At 35.8% G+C, this 18,353-nt stretch carries 17 protein-coding genes and 4 pseudogenes; 4 read left to right on the forward strand and 17 right to left on the reverse strand.

Translation table 11 applies throughout. The features are described from left to right. The first annotated feature begins 243 nt into the window (after positions 1-243). Positions 244-1,389, forward strand: coding sequence for a lactaldehyde reductase (fucO, locus tag LI126_RS02275; RefSeq protein ID WP_020436684.1), 1,146 nt, complete (start codon positions 244-246; stop codon positions 1,387-1,389). A gap of 374 nt (positions 1,390-1,763) precedes the next feature. On the opposite strand, the gene LI126_RS02280 is transcribed toward fucO, so the two are convergent. The 9 genes and pseudogenes from LI126_RS02280 to LI126_RS15835 form a co-directional block, all read right to left on the reverse strand. Continuing rightward, positions 1,764-2,333: a TetR/AcrR family transcriptional regulator C-terminal domain-containing protein gene (locus LI126_RS02280; protein ID WP_020436685.1), complete on the reverse strand. Its 570-nt coding sequence runs from the start codon at positions 2,331-2,333 to the stop codon at positions 1,764-1,766. Beyond that, positions 2,300-2,965, reverse strand: coding sequence for a DUF4317 family protein (locus tag LI126_RS02285; RefSeq protein WP_015528131.1), 666 nt, complete (start codon positions 2,963-2,965; stop codon positions 2,300-2,302). Before LI126_RS02285 ends, LI126_RS02280 begins: the two co-directional genes overlap by 34 nt. 93 nt (positions 2,966-3,058) lie before the next feature. Beyond that, positions 3,059-3,847 carry a GTP pyrophosphokinase gene (locus tag LI126_RS02290; protein ID WP_015528132.1) on the reverse strand — a complete coding sequence of 263 codons (789 nt, stop codon included), beginning with the start codon at positions 3,845-3,847 and terminating at the stop codon, positions 3,059-3,061. A 30-nt stretch (positions 3,848-3,877) separates the two neighbouring features. Then, positions 3,878-4,636, reverse strand: coding sequence for a YdcF family protein (locus LI126_RS02295; RefSeq protein ID WP_020436686.1), 759 nt, complete (start codon positions 4,634-4,636; stop codon positions 3,878-3,880). Beyond that, complete coding sequence (locus LI126_RS02300; RefSeq protein ID WP_020436687.1) at positions 4,633-5,064, reverse strand: SseB family protein; 432 nt, start codon at positions 5,062-5,064, stop codon at positions 4,633-4,635. The genes LI126_RS02295 and LI126_RS02300 overlap by 4 nt, the downstream gene beginning before the upstream one ends. Positions 5,065-5,240: 176 nt before the next feature. Next, positions 5,241-6,305: an NAD(P)H-dependent flavin oxidoreductase gene (locus LI126_RS02305; protein ID WP_155205000.1), complete on the reverse strand. Its 1,065-nt coding sequence runs from the start codon at positions 6,303-6,305 to the stop codon at positions 5,241-5,243. A 551-nt stretch (positions 6,306-6,856) separates the two neighbouring features. Beyond that, positions 6,857-8,323 carry a bifunctional metallophosphatase/5'-nucleotidase gene (locus LI126_RS02310; protein WP_055158548.1) on the reverse strand — a complete coding sequence of 489 codons (1,467 nt, stop codon included), beginning with the start codon at positions 8,321-8,323 and terminating at the stop codon, positions 6,857-6,859. A 270-nt stretch (positions 8,324-8,593) separates the two neighbouring features. Then, positions 8,594-8,812: pseudogene (locus LI126_RS15830) on the reverse strand (beta-galactosidase small subunit); the annotation flags it as partial. Then, positions 8,812-9,246: pseudogene (locus LI126_RS15835) on the reverse strand (glycoside hydrolase family 2 TIM barrel-domain containing protein); the annotation flags it as partial. The pseudogenes LI126_RS15835 and LI126_RS15830, both read right to left, overlap by 1 nt. On the opposite strand from LI126_RS15835, the pseudogene LI126_RS16275 reads away from it, so the two are divergent. After that, a pseudogene (locus LI126_RS16275) lies at positions 9,241-10,053 on the forward strand (helix-turn-helix domain-containing protein); the annotation flags it as partial. The pseudogenes LI126_RS15835 and LI126_RS16275 sit on opposite strands and share 6 nt — an antisense overlap. 227 nt (positions 10,054-10,280) lie before the next feature. On the opposite strand, the gene LI126_RS02330 reads toward LI126_RS16275, so the two are convergent. From LI126_RS02330 to LI126_RS02350, 5 genes are all read right to left on the reverse strand, one after another. Beyond that, positions 10,281-10,625, reverse strand: coding sequence for a hypothetical protein (locus LI126_RS02330; protein ID WP_227164754.1), 345 nt, complete (start codon positions 10,623-10,625; stop codon positions 10,281-10,283). A 44-nt stretch (positions 10,626-10,669) separates the two neighbouring features. Next, a complete protein-coding gene (locus LI126_RS02335) occupies positions 10,670-10,858 on the reverse strand; it encodes a hypothetical protein (RefSeq protein ID WP_227164755.1) in 189 nt (62 codons plus the stop codon). A gap of 21 nt (positions 10,859-10,879) precedes the next feature. Further along, positions 10,880-11,110 carry a hypothetical protein gene (locus LI126_RS02340; protein ID WP_227164756.1) on the reverse strand — a complete coding sequence of 77 codons (231 nt, stop codon included), beginning with the start codon at positions 11,108-11,110 and terminating at the stop codon, positions 10,880-10,882. A gap of 169 nt (positions 11,111-11,279) precedes the next feature. Beyond that, positions 11,280-11,486 carry a hypothetical protein gene (locus tag LI126_RS02345; RefSeq protein WP_227164757.1) on the reverse strand — a complete coding sequence of 69 codons (207 nt, stop codon included), beginning with the start codon at positions 11,484-11,486 and terminating at the stop codon, positions 11,280-11,282. Next, positions 11,425-11,598: a hypothetical protein gene (locus LI126_RS02350; RefSeq protein WP_227164758.1), complete on the reverse strand. Its 174-nt coding sequence runs from the start codon at positions 11,596-11,598 to the stop codon at positions 11,425-11,427. The genes LI126_RS02345 and LI126_RS02350 overlap by 62 nt, the downstream gene beginning before the upstream one ends. A gap of 544 nt (positions 11,599-12,142) precedes the next feature. On the opposite strand from LI126_RS02350, the gene LI126_RS02355 reads away from it, so the two are divergent. Continuing rightward, positions 12,143-14,098 carry a hypothetical protein gene (locus tag LI126_RS02355; RefSeq protein WP_227164759.1) on the forward strand — a complete coding sequence of 652 codons (1,956 nt, stop codon included), beginning with the start codon at positions 12,143-12,145 and terminating at the stop codon, positions 14,096-14,098. Positions 14,099-14,100: 2 nt separating this feature from the next. Next, positions 14,101-14,751, forward strand: coding sequence for an ATP-binding cassette domain-containing protein (locus LI126_RS02360; protein WP_055158423.1), 651 nt, complete (start codon positions 14,101-14,103; stop codon positions 14,749-14,751). Positions 14,752-14,987: 236 nt separating this feature from the next. Here the strand turns inward: LI126_RS02360 and LI126_RS02365 are convergent, their stop codons facing one another. From LI126_RS02365 to LI126_RS15850, 3 genes and pseudogenes are all read right to left on the reverse strand, one after another. Then, complete coding sequence (locus tag LI126_RS02365) at positions 14,988-15,596, reverse strand: ATP-binding cassette domain-containing protein (RefSeq protein WP_227164760.1); 609 nt, start codon at positions 15,594-15,596, stop codon at positions 14,988-14,990. Further along, complete coding sequence (locus tag LI126_RS02370; protein ID WP_055158419.1) at positions 15,593-17,533, reverse strand: DUF1430 domain-containing protein; 1,941 nt, start codon at positions 17,531-17,533, stop codon at positions 15,593-15,595. The genes LI126_RS02365 and LI126_RS02370 overlap by 4 nt, the downstream gene beginning before the upstream one ends. Before the next feature lie 661 nt (positions 17,534-18,194). After that, positions 18,195-18,293 (reverse strand): annotated as a pseudogene (locus tag LI126_RS15850) (maturase); the annotation flags it as partial. Between the last annotated feature and the right edge of the window lie 60 nt (positions 18,294-18,353).

Below are 18,353 nucleotides of genomic sequence, written 5' to 3' on the forward strand. Positions count from 1 at the left end.
TTTACAACTTTCTCTTCATCTCGTCTAGTATTCGATTTTATTTTCTGTGCTTGTTTCACAATAATTTAATAAACCCTTTATAATTTTCAAAACTTTTCCACAAAAAAAAGCTTAAAATGTTACATTTTCAACCTTTTGTAACTTTTCTTTTTTATTTACGCTTGTTAAAATAAAGACATAGTACATCGGGAATATCTCTAAAGCTTCCCGAAAATCTGTTTTTAAAAAAGGAGATCGAAAATCATGGCAAACAGAATTATGTTAAATGAAACATCTTATCATGGAGCAGGCGCAATCAAAGAGATCGCTACAGAAGCAAAAGCAAGAGCATTTAAGAAAGCTTTTGTATGTTCTGACCCTGATCTGATCAAATTCGGAGTTACAAAGAAAGTAACAGATATTCTTGATGAAAATGGACTTGCTTACGAAATTTATTCTGATATCAAAGCAAACCCAACAATCGAAAATGTACAGCACGGAGTAGAAGCATTCAAGAAAGCTGATGCAGATTACATCGTTGCAATCGGTGGTGGTTCTTCTATGGATACTTCCAAAGCAATCGGTATCATCATCGCAAACCCGGAATTTGAAGATGTAAGAAGCCTTGAAGGTGTTGCACCGACAACAAAACCTTGTGTTCCGATCATCGCAGTTCCAACAACAGCCGGAACAGCTGCTGAGGTTACAATCAACTACGTTATCACAGATGTTGAAAGAAAGAGAAAATTCGTTTGTGTTGACCCACATGACATGCCGGTTATCGCAGTTGTTGACCCGGATATGATGTCCTCTATGCCAAAGGGACTTACAGCTTCCACAGGTATGGATGCCCTGACACATGCAATTGAAGGATATACAACAAAAGCTGCTTGGGAAATGACAGATATGTTCCATATCAAAGCAATTGAGATCATTGGAAAATCTTTAAGAAGCGCTGTTGCAAATGAAAAAGAAGGCCGTGAAGGAATGGCTCTTGGACAGTATATCGCAGGAATGGGATTCTCTAATGTAGGTCTTGGAATCGCTCATTCTATGGCTCATACACTTGGTGCTGTATACGATACTCCACACGGTGTTGCATGTGCTATGATGCTTCCAATCGTTATGGAATACAATGCAGATTGTACAGGTGAGAAATACCGTGAAATCGCAAGAGCACTGGGCGTTAAAGGTGTTGACGACATGTCTGTTGAAGAATACAGAAAAGCTGCTGTTGATGCTGTTCAGAAACTTTCTGTTGACGTTGGAATCCCGACAAAACTGGAAGCTCTGAAAGAAGAAGACCTGCAGTTCCTCGCTGAGTCTGCTCACGCTGATGCTTGTGCACCGGGTAATCCGAAAGATGCAAGTGTAGAGGATCTGAAAGAGCTCTTTAGAAAGCTTATGTAAATTGATTTCTGATACACGGACGAAAATTCTGAAATGTGATAAGCTGTGATTCCTTCAAAGGATGACGCATCGAATCTGGCTCAGGGTTACGTGTACTGATAATTCTAGGAAAAACTTAAGATTACTAAATACAAAGAAAGGTTTGGAAAACTCACTGCCGCTCAGACAGTTTCCAAACCTTTCTTTAACGTAACCTTAAGTTTTTCAAGTATTATCAAGCACACTCCACATTCACCATCTTCGATGCGTCATCCTTCTTCGGAGATTCACTTTATCCCACATTTCCGAATTTTCTGTGTATAGAAATAGATTTACGGAATATACGAAGGGGTGAAATGATTCGCACATTTTTTTGTGTGTAGAAATAAATCTATCTACAACAATCCACGTTCTTTAAAGACGTCTCTTAGTTCTGCGGGCATGGATTCGGAGAGGAATCTAGCCAGGGTTTCGGGGGTGGCTTTGTGATTGCCGAGAACCCATTGGACCGTCATGTAAATGGAGCCTTGGCAGTACATTTCTAACTGAAAGCGAATCTTGTCGGACATCTTTTTCCCGGTGTTTCCTTCGATACGATCGGTATAAAATTGTGTGATCAGTTCAAAGTCGTGATCACGCAAACAGTTCTGGTCGTCATTTTTAAATGCCGCACGAAAGAAAAGTGTTTCTTTCTGAATGTATTGAAATTTATTTACAAGACTTTCATAGACTGTTTGTCCCTCTCCCATATGTTCAAAGGATTCAATCAGTATCTTGTCAAAATACCAGTTGATCAAATCGTATTTATCCTGAAAATTCCGGTAAAAGGTCTGACGTGTCACTCCGCATTCTTCTGTGATCTCTTTCACAGTGATCTTTTCGACCGGAGCTTTTTTCATGCATTCTTTCATTGCCTCTGCCAACCGGTATTTTACTTTTTCTCCTGACTTGTATGTTTCTGCCATAACTTTTTCCTTTCCACTCCAAGCAGTTCAAGCAGTTCTTCATGCGGGTATTCTTCGTCTTCCTGGTAAATATCCACGTAATTCATTGCAGCGCCTCCATCTACGAATGCAGGAAACAGGAAACCGCATTCCGGTTCGCCCGGTTCATATTCTCCGCTTAATGGACAGATCACGCATAAAATGTATTCATACATTCGTTCTGATTCTCCCTGACGTATATGATCCAGCCCCTTCGCCGGAATGTCATATCTGTCATGAAAAACATAGATTGCATAATCTTCATCTGCCTGGTAATGTTCCCCGATAATCTCATAAAATGTCTCCATCAGAGCATCATTTTTCAAGCCACAGGCACGCATCCCCATCAGAAGCTTCCACATACTGTCCGGATTTCTTTGATCATCAGAAAACTTATATTCCTTCAGATTTTTATTTGTTTTTGCAAACGGCACTTTCTTCGCAAGTGCCAGATTCTTCTCCTGTTCTGCCGGGCTTAATTTCAGGAAACTGGTGTTAAATGTTCCATCTATAAATCCGTCTATATCCATATATCCCCCGGCGATCCGAGTGATCGATGTCCGTTTCACTGTCATTCGTCTGGTCAGCGCCAGCATATCTTCTCGATTGATCATAATCTTTTCCCTCCGGCTCTCTGTTTATCCCTACAAATCTCTGCATATCTCGACAGCTTTCTGTTCGTCTCAAACATCTTCCGCCTGTCTACATCAGAGATTCTTCTGTCTTATCCGCTCTGTCAATCCTCGAAGCATTAACGGTTCCACGCCGCTACTTTTTTCTTCCTCTTTTTCCTCCGCCTGCATGATCACATCACGCACCTTCTGCATTCTCTCATCAAGAGCTGAGCTGATCTGTGCACAGTCCATCATCTCTTCTGCCAGATACTTACTCTGATCTTCCGGAATACTCTTTTTATAGCGAAGCTTATGCTCCAGGCTCGCCCAGAAATCCATCGCGATCGTACGAAGCTGCACTTCAACTGTGATCATCTTTTTTCCTTCTTTTAAGAAAATCGGAGTCTTCACGATCAGATGAAGACTTCTGTAACCACTTGGCTTTGGATTTGCAATGTAGTCTTTTTTTTGAATTAAAATTACATCGTCCTGATCAAGGAAGCATTTCGCAAGTTTATAAATGTCATCCTGAAAAGCGCAGATCACACGCACACCGGCAATATCCTGAATATTTTCTTCGATTGCATCAATCGTCAATGGAATATTTTTACGACGAATCTTCTTCAGCAGACTCTCCATAGATTTTACACGCGTCTTAATACTCTCAATCGGGTTGCGGTCATACTCCAGCGAATACTGTTCGCTCAGCACCTTAAATTTCGTCTCAACTTCCATGATCGCACACTGATAATAAGCCATCATCGTATTGACCGGCTTTAAATTCTCCTGTACAAAGTCAATAAATTCATCTGAAAGAAGACTGTTTCTTACAAAGTCCTCTCTTCTTTTCTCGATTCGTTCTTCTAATTCTCGTCTACCCATTTGTTTCTTTCATCTCTCTTTTCTTGCTTTTTATAAGATTGACCTGATCAGATACTTCCATTCTGCCAGATATTCTCTAAGCATATTGTTTGGCAGATACAATGGATTCGAGCCTGCAGCAATTGCTTTCGCTGACTTTAATCCCTCACCTTTTGTAATCTGCATTGCCCGAAACATATGGAAATCATTTGTGATAATTCCCACACTTGCTCCGTTTTTCATATATTTTTTACTATATTTTATATTCTGCTCTGTTGTCTTCGATTTGTCTTCCAGAATCAAACGGTCTTTCTCAATTCCGGCCGCTTCCACATAATCAGCCATCGCCTGCGCTTCCGTACATGGCTCGTTATACCCCTGTCCACCTGACACAATACAGATTGTCTCCGGATTTTTCTCCAGATAATCGATTGCTGTGTTCAAACGATGCTTCAGCACTTTGCTCGGTCCATCTGCTCTCACCTGTGCACCAAGCACTATGATGTAGTCCAGATTTTCATCTGCCTTCGCATGCATCTGACTGATAATGCATCCTTCGATAATCACAAAGGAAACTACAAATACAAGCAGTATTCCCCTTAATATCCACATCATCCACATCGGAAGTCTTGCCCATCCATCCAGAAATGTAATTGCTGCGCATCCTCCAAGCAATGCAGCCAATACAAACCAGATCAGGAAGAATCCCGTCCCAGATCCATTTCCGCTCATCCAGAATCCATACCAGGCAAATAACACTGCAAATAAAATACATATTATAGTTACTGTCATTTTTCGCTTTGTTCTCACTTTCCACTTTCTCCAAGAATCAGTCGAAGCAGTGTCTTGTCAAGCATGATTGTCCGGTTCCATGGATTCAGAATGATACCTTCAATCTCATTCTCCTGTACAGCAGACTGGAATAATGGTTCGATTGCTGTCAAAAATGTAGACATCACACTATTAGAACCTTTTAATTCTTCCTCAAAACTTGTAAATGCACTCCACCACTTCTTTCCATCAGCTGTCTTCACTGCCTGTATCTTCAGTTGTTCTGCAACAGAAGGCTCTACCGCAAGAATCAATTGTCCTTCTTCTTTCATTCGTCTACGGATCATTGTCAACGCATGTGCTAAAAGTTCCTGAGATGGTTCCTGCTGGAGTGCAAAAATTGCTTCCTCAATCTTCTCGTTTCCTTTCAGTCCTTCATCTTTTGTATCGTTATTCTGCATCTTCATCCTTGCTACTCCTTGTAAGTTACTTCTATTTTTAATAAATCATCTCATTATTTCATATCTGATATCATCTAAGTATATCATAAAAAGAGAGAATAATGTGATATTTTAAATTTGTTTCACACTATTCTCTCTTTTTTTAATTTTCCTCAATATGACTTTGGATTCTTCCCATTTATCTAAGACACAAGTTCCTGCATCAGCTCATGTACACTCATCATCTGATTGATCCGTCCGACATTACTTCCGCAGAACACAAGTCCATTTTCCACGTCACCTTTGACCGCATCAATCAACGCCTTCGTGATACAGTACGGAACTTTTCCCGGATTACATTTTGCTAAGCAATTATAACATTTCTTAATAGGCTCTTTTTCTTTCTCGACACGCTCGATCAATGCATTGCGAAGAGCACGCCCCGGCATTCCAACCGGACTTTGGATAATCTGGACATCCTCTTCTTTTGCATTGATATAGGCCTGCTTATACGCCTCTGACGCATCACATTCTTCTGTTGCCACGAACCTGCTCGCAATCTGGACTCCGTCTGCTCCAAGTTCCAATGCGTGATCAATATCTGCTCTGTCGAAGATTCCCCCAGCAACGATCACAGGAATCTTCTTCTCGTATCGCTTTTCATACTCTTCCTTACAGGCAATGATCTGACGGATCTCCTCATCATAATCCATCGTATCAATCTCATCTAACTGCTCTCTTGAAAAACCAAGATGTCCTCCGGCTTTCGGACCTTCTACAACAAGAAAATCTGCTGTTCTGTCATACTTATGCGCCCACATTTTCAAGATCAGCTGCGCAGCTCTTTTAGAAGAAACGATTGGCGCGATCTTCGTTCTGCAAGTCTCACTGACCAGCTCCGGCAGGTTCATCGGAAGCCCTGCGCCACTGATGATCACATCTGCACCTGCTGCCACGGCCTCTTTCACATGCTCCGCATAATGCTTCAGTGCAACCATAATATTTACACCGACAAGACCATTTCCCTGCGCGAGTTCCTTTGCTCGCTTGATGTGCTTGTGGATTGCTCTGTTGTTACATGCAGCCTGATCCTTCTCAAACCCTTCTTCATCATAACCAATCTGCGCTGTCGAAATAATTCCAACTCCGCCTTCTTTCGCCACTGCACCTGCAAGGGAACTTCTGCTGACACCTACTCCCATGCCGCCCTGGATAATCGGGAGCTTCGCAGTCAGATCACCTATTTTTAATTGTTTGTTTATACTCATTTTCAATTCTCCTGTATTTTATTTTGAATTTCAAACTATTTTAAGTATAAACTATTTTATTAAAATGTCAAGGAATATTGATTTTACGGATTAATCCGCAGATAAAAAACCCCGTTTTGATAGGCTCTTGCGATAACATATGATGATTCATAAAATGCACTAGTGACTCCCAGGCGGATTCCCGATTCCATTTGCTCCGGTTCTAACAGGCAATGATCCATTCGTTGACTTTGCTTCTCAATTTTTCAATTCTTGGGTAACGGTATGCCTCTCTTCTTTGACTTGCTTTGCAGTTTTGCGCTTCTCGGGTAACGATACGCTAGGAACTAACTGTAAAAACAAAAAGCAAGTCAACAAATGCAACCAAAACAGTTCTCTTGGAATTGCAAAATCATAAAAATAGAATCTCCCCTCATATCTGCCGGAACCAATTAGATTCCATTAGGTATGAGGGGAGATTCTATTTTTTAATCAAGTGCCAATGTTTTGGGTTTTATTGTTACAAATTGGCAATTCTTGATTCATGCGAAAAACTTAATTCAAATAATGGATCAATCTACAACAATCAGGCGTCCTTCAACTTCACGGCAAAGATGCGGTGTAACCATCATATATTCTTCTACAATATCTCGACTTGATGTGGCCAGTACACGAGGAAGTGCATTTTTTTTCGTTTCTTCCAGTGAAATATCCATAAAATCAGAGATATTCATAAAGTGATATTTTGAAAGAGCAATAGAATATAACTGATGCTCTTCAATAGGCTGGTCATTGAGACTAAGTTTCCGGAAAACCTGTTCTTTACGCGACCATATAATCTGCATACCGTGGGAGAACTGATAGAACTCCGTATGTTCTCCAAGAAAGGCTTCTTCGCGCAGGATAAAACGTAGCATATGTTCTAACTGTGCTCCGGTTACTTTCAGCATATAGACAGCTTCATCATATGGCAGGCATTCTACCAGGCTGTGATAATGTACGACAGGTCCCAATTCATAACTTCTGACTTCACCGGAACCGAGAAGCATCAGATCAATTCCAAGGCTGTCTTTCAGAATATCTGCGATCAGGTTACCAAGAGCTGTTTCCTGATTGCGGAGTGGATGCGTCAGACATTTGGTGAATCTTGTTACAATACGATCATACTTCTTGTCAGTTTCCCGCTTATACTGTGTTATAAATTGTTCCATAGCTTCGTCTTTTAGCGCAGTATCGTTGTTGATCGGAATCAACTGCCAGGTAAATGTATCGATTGCATTAAGATCAGTATCTACCATAATATCAAAGCGTCCGATCTGATCTGTGCCTGTACCGGCTTGCACGATATAGATATTATTAACAAGTGCAGGTTCTTCCAGAAACGTGTGTGAATGGCCACCGATGATTACATCCACACCCCAGGCTGGATCCAGTAAAGCTGCAAGCTTTTTATCTTCCTCGAATCCGATGTGTGTCAGAAGTACTGTGAAATCAATATCAATGGCATTGTAAGCATTGCATATATTGCCTACTTCCTGTGCTGCTTCGCTGATATCCACAAAGGAACCAATCAGTTCTTCTGCTTTTGTCTGTGCAAGTACATCCTCTGTTATTATTCCAATAAAAAGTATCTTCATGCCATCTATTTCAGCAATATAGTGAGGCTGAAACAGTCGCTTATGATTAGAGCGGATATGGAAGTTGGCATTGATAATCGGGAAGTTTGCACATTTCTCCAGAAACAGCAAATGCGCCAGACCATAATCAACCTCGTGGTTACCAATCGTTGCCACATCAGGCCCAAGTAGATTCATAATACCGATGGTTGATACGCCCTTGTACTCGGAATCGATAACAGAACCACGGAACATATCACCGGCAATAGCATAAAGCACATTCTTTTCCTGATTACGCACCATGTTCACATATCCTGAGAGAAGAGATACACCACCTACCAGCTTTTCATCAATCTGTTCTGCCAGAAAATCTCCGTGCATGTCGTTTGAATGAAGAATTATTAATTCCTTCAAGTTTTTCATAAATACCACCTCACTTAAAACAGTTCGTTCTTCGTGATGGTTAATTCTTGTAAAGTGTGTCCCCACGCACCCTACAAATAATATTGTAGTATTTTATTGTATTTTAACATGCTTATGTGACAAAGGCAATGGATGGTGTAGCGGTTACAAATTTGTTGACTTTTCTCAGGTAACAGTTCCCTATCTTTATTGACCTACATAGAATTATTGCCAACCAAGTCATCAAACATCACCAACTATCTTCCAAATACTCCCCTGAATAACTGTTTTCTAACAAATGGTAAATGAATATCTGATATCTTCTTCCGCACTGATATGATATTCGTCTTCCACATCACTTCCCCAGCTGTCGATACCTCCGACTCCTCTGACTGCTCCGTATACGCATAAAACAGTTCTTCTTGCTGGCGGTAATTCCTCATGATGCAGAGCATTTTCAATTTCAGATGCTGTATAAGGAAGGCATGAAAAAGCAAATTCCCGGTCTGAATTCCTGCATTGCCGCACATATAATACCACGGTATCTGATCCGAATAATGACAGGTGCGTACCGAATTAATATTATTTCTGAGCATACATGCGATATCTGCTCGCATATCTTCTAATCCAATGCATCTTCCTATTTTTGGATTCCACTCATGACGGTTTACTCCTGTAATAACCAGGCGTTTTCCATTTAAATAAATAATCTTATCAATAATCTCAATTCTTCTGAAACCAATATCGTAAGGAATTACTTCTACTAAACTTCCATCTTCTGCTTTAAGTTCTACATACGCATGATACAAATAAGGATCATGATTATCCCACAGTCTAACAGTCTCTAAATCAATACAGATTGTACCCTCTAAGTGGTCATTTTCTTTCTTTAACTGCACGGATTTTTCTGCTAACAGATTTTCTTCCCTGTCTTTTAAAATAAAAAATCTCCGCTTTTTGTTGGAAGCTGCGGCACATATCGTCTGAAAACCGTCGAAAAGTTACCAACACACCGTCCTCGGGGAAGATTAGATTTCCAACTTATTTATATTGCCTCAGGAAAAGGAGAATTTTATTTTCATGGTAAGAAAGAAATTGTAAATGCCGAAAATATGGTAATCTACCGCCCCAAAGAAGAGCAACGCTACTACTATTATGGTGTAGACCAAACTGAAGTTTACTGAGTTCATTTTACCAGGAATAATGTAACGAATATTTTGAGACAGCATGGTATTTCTGATGATATGCATATAATTTATACCGGTACTTCTCTTGAATATAAACGAATTTTTACATCTATTATAAATGAATTACGTTTTTGCAAAAGTGAGTACGAAGAACTTTGTGTTTATTATTTAATGGAACTCTTAATTCTAACGCACCGGCTTTCCAGTGAAAAGCCACGAAAGAGCAATTTACTGACAATGCAGGAAATGGAACAGGCTGTCCAGTATTTTTCACAAAATTACAATTCGCCAATAAACATTGATGAATATGCACATTCCCATAATTTCAGTATCAGTTGGTTTATCCAAAGTTTCAAACAATATACAGGCACTACTCCTACCCAGTACCTTTTATTCTTACGGATCTCTAATGCAAAAAACTTATTGGAAAATACTTCTTTTAATATATCGGAAATTTCTCGAGCGATCGGATATGAAAACCCACTATATTTTAGCCGTATTTTCAAGAAACAAAGCGGGCTTTCCCCGTCTGAATATAGAAAAAAATATCAAATAATAATGTGAAACTAAATCGCTTTCTAAAAAAAGAACCCGGAATTGTTATTCAAAACAATTGTCGGTTCTTTTTTCTGTATAGATTTCCTGTTTTTGCAGTTCTCGGGCAACAATATCCTCTCTCTTCGTTGATTTGAACACTCTCACCATGCTTTAACAATAGAATATAATTCCCTTTCTGCTTTAAAATCAAAGAATCCTTTCGATTCTGCATATTTTTTCATGACAGTCTCCTTTTATTTTTTTAAAGGTTTAATTTCCGTGACACCACCTAAAGAAGCAGGTGCTGTATCCTCTACATCGCCATTGTATGTCACTATAACCAAGTCCCCAACATTAAAATCCGTAGATTCTTTTCCAACTAAATTTACCATATAGTCATTAGAATACTTTAAATCTTGAAGGATCAGATAGGTATCGTGAACTTCAAGAACTTGTAATTCTATAGATTTTTGAAGTTTTGTATGTATAATAAAAAATAATAGAAATAAAATACATACAAAAAAAATAACTTTCATAATATCCTTATGAAAACTTTTTAGATATCCACCTTTCCTCAGTTCATTATTCTTTTTTAACAAAAAAATCCCTCCTTCACTCTTTTTGTATTGGTGACATTTATTGTTCATTCAAATATTTCATATTGCTCTTGTTTAACCAACTCTGATTGAACTTCTTCAATATAACGATTATAATTTTCTATTGTTTCTTCTGCCTCTTGATTATTTGATTGTGTAGAAATACTATTCTTCAAATATTCTTGTTTTAATGATTCTAAATATTTTTCAATTGGTAAATTTATCTTATTCTTCACCTATTACCTTTGACACCCACATCATCTTATTAGAAAATTTGCTTTTTCCCAATCTTTTCGTTTTACAAATATTTGATATTCATAGGCGGCATCCATCTGAATAAAAGCTATTCCATGATGTCTTCCTGGGTTTGTCAATGTATTTGTAATTACATAAGTTTGGATATTATTTTCAAGTAAAAGTTCTCTAATCTTGTTACACTCATCTATGTTTCGCGTAACACGTATCTCACGTTTTAAAAAATCAAACATTTTGCTTCACTCTCCTTACTTATGCTATCTGTTCCGCTTTGTAAGAAATCAACAGATAGGAACACGGTTCTCCTCGCTCCATTGACTTGCTGTGCATTTTTGCTGTTCTCGGGGAACAGTTCCGGCATTCTTTGACTTGTTCCTCATTTATAAATATAACACAATTTTATCAGGATACGAAGAAAATGTCATCCAGAAACTCTAAAGTCTCTGTTGTGTGACAGGATATAAGAATTAATGCTCTTCGTTCCTTTTCTTCTCTGACAATCTGCCATAGTGTTTCTTCACTCTTTTCATCCAATGCATTCGAAGGTTCATCTAAGATAATCCGCTCCGGTTTTTCCATGATTGCAGCTGTTCTGTATGGTATACTCAACATCAACCTCGCCAAACTCTCTGACTGGTGGATGTTTATGTTCTCTTACCATAGCGGTCACAGAAATGTCGTCTGCTGTGAGCATAAACACATCATCCATTTCCAATCTCATACTGATTTTCCAGCTCAATCACTTCACTTTCGTTTCGGCTCTGTTGCTCCCTGTTCTGCACTTAAATCTAACGTTACCATTTCAACTCCAAGGACTCGGTACAGGCGTTTTGCAAAACCTTACCCGACAGGATTCTCCTGCTACACACTATCAACTTACAAAATTCTCCGCTTACTAGAGGAAATCGGATTAGCTGATTTCTCGGCTTGTATCATGCATTATGTATAAAATATATTAGAACTTAATAGATAATATATACAATAGAAACAAGAACAAATTGACGCTTAATAAAATATATGTTATGTTGAGGTCAGTAAAAAAAGTTGAGAATGAAAGTAGTTAGTCTTGTAGCAACAGTTATGGTTGTCGGTACTCCACTTACAGCGTGGACTATTAATGTAGCAGATGGAGATTTGTATTACAATGGTGGGCAAACGAAACGTCTCATTATGCGTATTATCCATACTGAGCCACTATAAACAACTAGGACGGGTCTGGTTGTCCTGTCTTATTTCGTAATTTTTTCAAAGGAATGGTGTATATTATGAAAAATTTTTTGAAGATTTTTATTTTTCTTGAAATTATACTTTTTGCATATATTTTTAATACTTCAATCTACAACATTTACGAAAAGAACAATATCGCTACTGAGAAATTAGAAGGGTATGTTTTAGAAGAAACATCGCCAGAAATTCTCGACAAATTCTATACAATATTTACAGAAAACTATTCTCAAAATAAATTAGAACTCATTAACAATACGCTCACTTCAACAGATAAATCTGTTTATGATTTATATTGCTATCCATTAAATGAGTTTACACAAAAACAGCCTATATCTTCCTCTATTTTGTTTCAATATCATGAATTACAAGAAGAAGATTTTTTAGATAGTATTGGTGTATTCTATACAGATTTACCAGTTAACGCAATCAAAGAGATTGCTTCTCAACTGTCCGTCACAATAAATACCTTTGAAAACGACGCTATTCCGTATAGTATGGTATTAGAATTGAATCTTCTGAATTTTGTAATCTTGTTTATTGTACTTCAAATCATATATTGTATTTACACATCTTATAGTTTGAAAAAAATAGGTGTTAAAAAAAGCATGGGCTTTTCTACTATACATATTTTAAAGGAACAAATTACAAGTATAATAAAATATTTTTCTGTAACATGTTTCGTATTACTGGTCTTGTTAAATTTATATTACGCATTAACAAACAGATATGATTTTTCTTATTTAGTAACAATTGTACTGTTCTTTATGGGTGTTTTAACTATAAATGTACTTTGTGTTTTAATTACAAGTATTTTAATTAAGTTTGTTTCTTTAGAGGCAATGATCAAAAATAAGACTTTAAATAGCGGCACAAATATTGTAGTTCAGACTATAAAAATAATTTTTTCGGTAATAATTGCTATTACTATAATTTCATTACTTAAGCAGGGAAACTCATTTAGACAAAGCCAACAAGCTGTTTTAGATTATAAGTATCTGGACGGATATTATACCGCTAATGGTTTTAACTCATTGGAGTATGATTATGCGTTAGCAAACACAGACATATTAGAAAACTATTCAAAACAAACATTAGAGATGTATAATCATAACCATTCACTACTATGTGATTTTAGGATAAACGATGGTTTGCAGATATCACGCCCCTATTATGAGCAACAGCTTGTTATTGCAAATAGAAATTATCTGAGTGAATTTTCCAATATCCAGTTCAGTGGAAAACCATTGAGAGAAGATATATTCAGTGAACCAACAGTATTAGTTCCACATAAATATAAGAATGATGAAAATTCTATTAGCGAATATATTAAACAAGAATATTTCCGATTAATGAATTACAATCAATTTTATGGAATACCGGGAGAAGAAAAAACTATTGATAATTTTAATGTCGTTTATATAGACGATGATTCTACAATAAAAGTTAATGCAGAGAATGGTTTTTCGGATATGGTTACTCCTATTATCATTGTTGATACGGGCAATTTTGCAGGACTTTACTATTTGGACTCTTTAAATACAAGATGTCTATTTTTTCAAATGGAGTCAAGAGAAGATTTTTCTTCTTTATTATCAGAATATGATTTAGAGCAATTAGTTACAGCCGGAACATTACTCACACCTTATTTATTGCAACTTGAAAATGTGACATTCGTTCTTAAAACACTCACTACGTTTACGATTGTCTTTATAGTGTCTTTACTGTTTGTTTTGTATATTTCAAATTATGTGGATATTTTTGTAAATCGAAAGAGATATGCGGCAAAAGAGATTTTAGGATTCTCGCATTTTAGAATACTGAAAAATCGGTATATTTTTTTAGGAATTGAACTCATTATATCAGGCGTATTAACTGTTATAAACTATTATTTTGCTTGCCTTTTTGCGATTATACTTATTGACTACATATTCTGCGAATTGCTTTATAAAGTTTATATCTCAAATGCTTTATATGAGATTGAAAAGGGGGCATAAATATGTCATTGATTACATTAAAAAATGTCAAAAAAGAATATGGGAAAAATCAGGTTCTATTTGAAAATTTATCTTTAGAAATAGAAAAGGGCGAATTTGTGGGACTTGTAGGGAAAAGCGGGGCAGGTAAAACAACACTTTTAAATATAATAGGATTGATTACAGATATATCTGAGGGCACAATCATTATTGATAGTCATCAAAATTTATCCATGAACAGTAAAAATGCTATGATTTTGAGAAGATATACAATAGGATATCTGTTTCAAAATTATGGGCTAATAGAAGATGAAAGCGTGTTATGGAATTTAAAATTAGCTCTTGAATATAAAAAAATAAAAAAAGAAGAAAAACTAAAACTAATCAATAAGTATTTAAAGCAGTTTGAGCTAAATGATATGCTTAACAAAAAAGTATATCAGCTAAGCGGTGGAGAGCAACAGCGAATTGCAATTATTAAATTGATTTTACAAGGAAGTCAGGTCATATTAGCTGATGAACCAACTTCTGGACTTGATAAAGAAAATGAATTGATAGTGATGAAACTTCTAAAAGAATTAAATGAAAAAGGCATTACTATAATCATGGTCACTCATAACATGAATTTGTGCGATTGTTTTTCCAGAGTTATAAATGTAGAAAACTTTAGATAGTTTGCTAAAATTGTTCTTTTGATGTAAGTAGGTAATACGGATGATTACCTACTTACGATATTTTTCAGGATTGCCAAGAAAAATTTAACTCGCTTTTCTCTCTAATATGCAAATATATATCCCATCAATATAGCGAATATACTGAAATAAAAGTATCTTTATAATCAATTTTAACCAAAAGAATATGTTCTTAGAGGAGGTGTCTCCTGAAAGAACATATTCTTCTATTATGGGTATTATAAATATAGAACATGCTTTTCTTGTGCTACAATTTCTTCACTATGAGTTACAACAATAACTGTTTTTCCCTGTTCACTTAACTCATGTAATATATTCATAACAATCTCACTATTTTTTTTGTCTAAGGAACCAGTCGGTTCGTCTGCTAATACAATTGAACATTTCTTTAGCATTAAACGAGCTAACGCAACTCTCTGCTGTTCGCCACCAGATAATTGATAGACTTTTTTGTTAATTACTTTCTGTAAGCCAACTTTTTCAAGAGCTTCATTTATTGAAATATCCGTTCTACCTGATTTTTTTATTATTTCTAGATTTTCTTTTACTGTTTTGTTTTCCAAAAGGGCAAAATTTTGAAATAAAAATCCAACAACTTCTTTGAAATATTTCTGCTTTTTTCCTTTTTTTGCCACATCAAAACCATTCACAATAATAGAACCTTTGTCAGGATTTTCAATACCTCCAATCATATTAAGTAAAGTACTTTTTCCGCATCCACTTTCGCCACTAATTACCAAAAAACTGCTATTTGGAATTTTCAAATGAAAATTTTTGAACAAAATTTTATCATTATATGCTTTGCATAGATTTTCAATTGTTATCATAAGCAACCTCCTTTTAATGATTTCGGTATGTTTGTTTTTTCAACAATTGTGATATTAAAGAAAATAATTGTAAATTCTATTAGTGCCATAAATGAACTAACAAGAATGCTAATTCCTACTTCAGTTTGTACCGATAATAAAGAATAGATAAGCATACCTACTAATATCACAAAATTTTCCACTACAATCATTTTAAGAAGTGTTTTGTGCCGTTCAAATAAACTATATCCAAAGATTTTCATTAAGGAAATTTTCATTGCATTTTCTCGAAACTCTAGTCTACTTACGGTAACAATAATCGTAATATTTAAAAGCAATACAATCGTACAAAGAGAACTTAAAAATCCCACGAGTTTTATTAAAAATGTGTGATTATATAAATACTGTTCATGTACGTTTGTAATTACTAGCTGATAATTTCCAAGCATATCTTCATACTTTTTGCTGATATTTCTTAGCTGTTTTTCATCACATTGAAATAAAACTGCTCCTGCCTTATAGCTTTCAAGATACCCACCATTGACTGCTAAATCTTTGTTTGCCTGATAAATAATTATCGGATTTTTGCTTTTTTCGATACCGTTTATTCCACTTGTATCTAAATAGGAAAAGTATTCTGTTTCGCTATACTCTATGTACTGAATATTTAATTGTTGTAAATTATCATGATTTAAAACATGGCTCAAGGAGTCATAGGCTAATTGCTTGTTTTTAGCAAAATATCTATTCTTTGGAATGAAAATAATCAAATCAGAAGATTCATTCTCTACTGTATTTATCTGCTTCGTAAAACCTTGTAACATATCTTTTGCATGATTATTTACATATATCACATCATTTTTATCATTTAAAATATTCAAGCATATTACAGGCTTTAATGTGTTATATTCATTCTTGTATAGTTTATTCCAAAATGCTTCTTCTTTTTCAGCATTAAAATCAGTAGTCTTTACGGTAAAATAATTTGCATCATAATATTCTTCTAACAAATGTTCATTTGTAAATAGGTTATTATGAATACTACTAATATTAGTGGTAATTGTAAAAACAGCGGCTACCCCTGCTATAAATTTTAACGAATAACTTAAAAAATCCACTCCTCTTTTGTGTGTTGCATTTGCAAATGCCTTTCTAATATCAAAAAAACAAAAAGAACAATATGGAATAGTGGAAAGAATAATTCCAATGGAATATAAAATTGTGACGAGTCTATTCTCATATGCTCCCGATATATAATTTGACAGCAATATTTTTGCAACAATAAATAATGTAATGTCAAAAGTAACATCAAATAAAGCAGCCTTAAATGCTATGAAACCAGCACTTTCTCCTAAGGAAACTCGTACAACAACCTCTTTTTTTCGCCTAACCACTTCAATTACATTTAGAACAATCATCAATGCAATAATCATACCCCATATAATAAAAATCATGTCCTTTTCCGTAGAATTCCAATATTCTGGATAAGTCAAGCTATATTTTTCTGATAATTTCTGATATGCAGAGATAATATTGTCCTCATTTCCTATGTATGATATAAAGTTTTCATAACCCACAGAGGTACTTTGCAATTCTGAGAGATTATGAAATTTTACTTTCGTAACTCCGGAAACTAAAGCGGTATATTCTGATTCTTCTATGTTTGCAGTATTTTTTAATGTTTGTCTGATTACTTTATCATCGCCATAAATATGAAGTGTTGAAAGGTATTTATTATTGATTTCATTGTGCTGAGAAAAAATATGTACATCATTCTCCGTTGCAGTTTCTGATACATCTTTCAGAAATTGCGACATATCTTCACTAGCAACTTCATAGCGTGATGACGTAAAATATGCTGTAGAAAAGTTCCAAAGCTGATCTTGAAATATTTCAGATTGCATAAGTATTCCAAAAATCAGGAAACAAAACAAACATAAGTTTTTAATTACTTTCATTTATTTCACCCCCAGATTCCATACTTTATTTGCTTTTTCAAATATCGTAATCAATATTGTGCTATTTTCATCAACAATCCATTGATCTTCAGCTTTTTTGCTACTTGACAACATAATTTGAGTATTCAAATCCTTATAGTCATTAAATAGCACGCCTTGACTTATTCCTTGGTGAAATGGTTTTATCCAAATAATTAGTGCATATCGAACATCTGACTCAGCTATCGCAAGATTTCCATTCCAAAGCAAATAATCAGGGACAGACACACTATACTGGAATCCATCTTTATCTGTGTAAATTTTTACTCCAGATTCTTCTATTTCAGGGAAGTCTTTCTGAAATTCGTTATATGGTTTATATTTTCTTTAAGAAAGTGGGCGCTAAAAACGTCCCTCTTATTAGTTCGCTGATCATAAAATATTTCATTTTTTAATAATTCTTGCTTTGTTTGCCACCTTTTGAATTATTGTAAATCAGCTATTTTCTTAGAATTTGGTGGATATTCTTGTCTAACTCAAGAAACCCAGATTCCGGTAACATGGAAACCGGTATTCCGGAGCGGAAACCACCATTGATTGGCTTGATTAACACTCATAAGGAATCGAATGTCAAGCCCAGAGCCGCTTTGCGGGGCATAAGCCGGCTTTACATTGTAAGATTAATTCCTAACTTTCGCATTTCTCCGTCTGGTTTTGGAATTTCCACTCTTCTGACTGGGAATGGGGTATCATGCCCCTTTCGTATCCTCTCTGGCAGTTCATGGCAATCGAGTAGGAGGCTAAGCATTAGTTGAGTAGCCAACCTCTCAATCAAGTAGAT

The organism is Mediterraneibacter sp. 210702-DFI.5.30 (assembly GCF_020560115.1).
Lineage (GTDB): Bacteria > Bacillota > Clostridia > Lachnospirales > Lachnospiraceae > Mediterraneibacter > Mediterraneibacter faecis.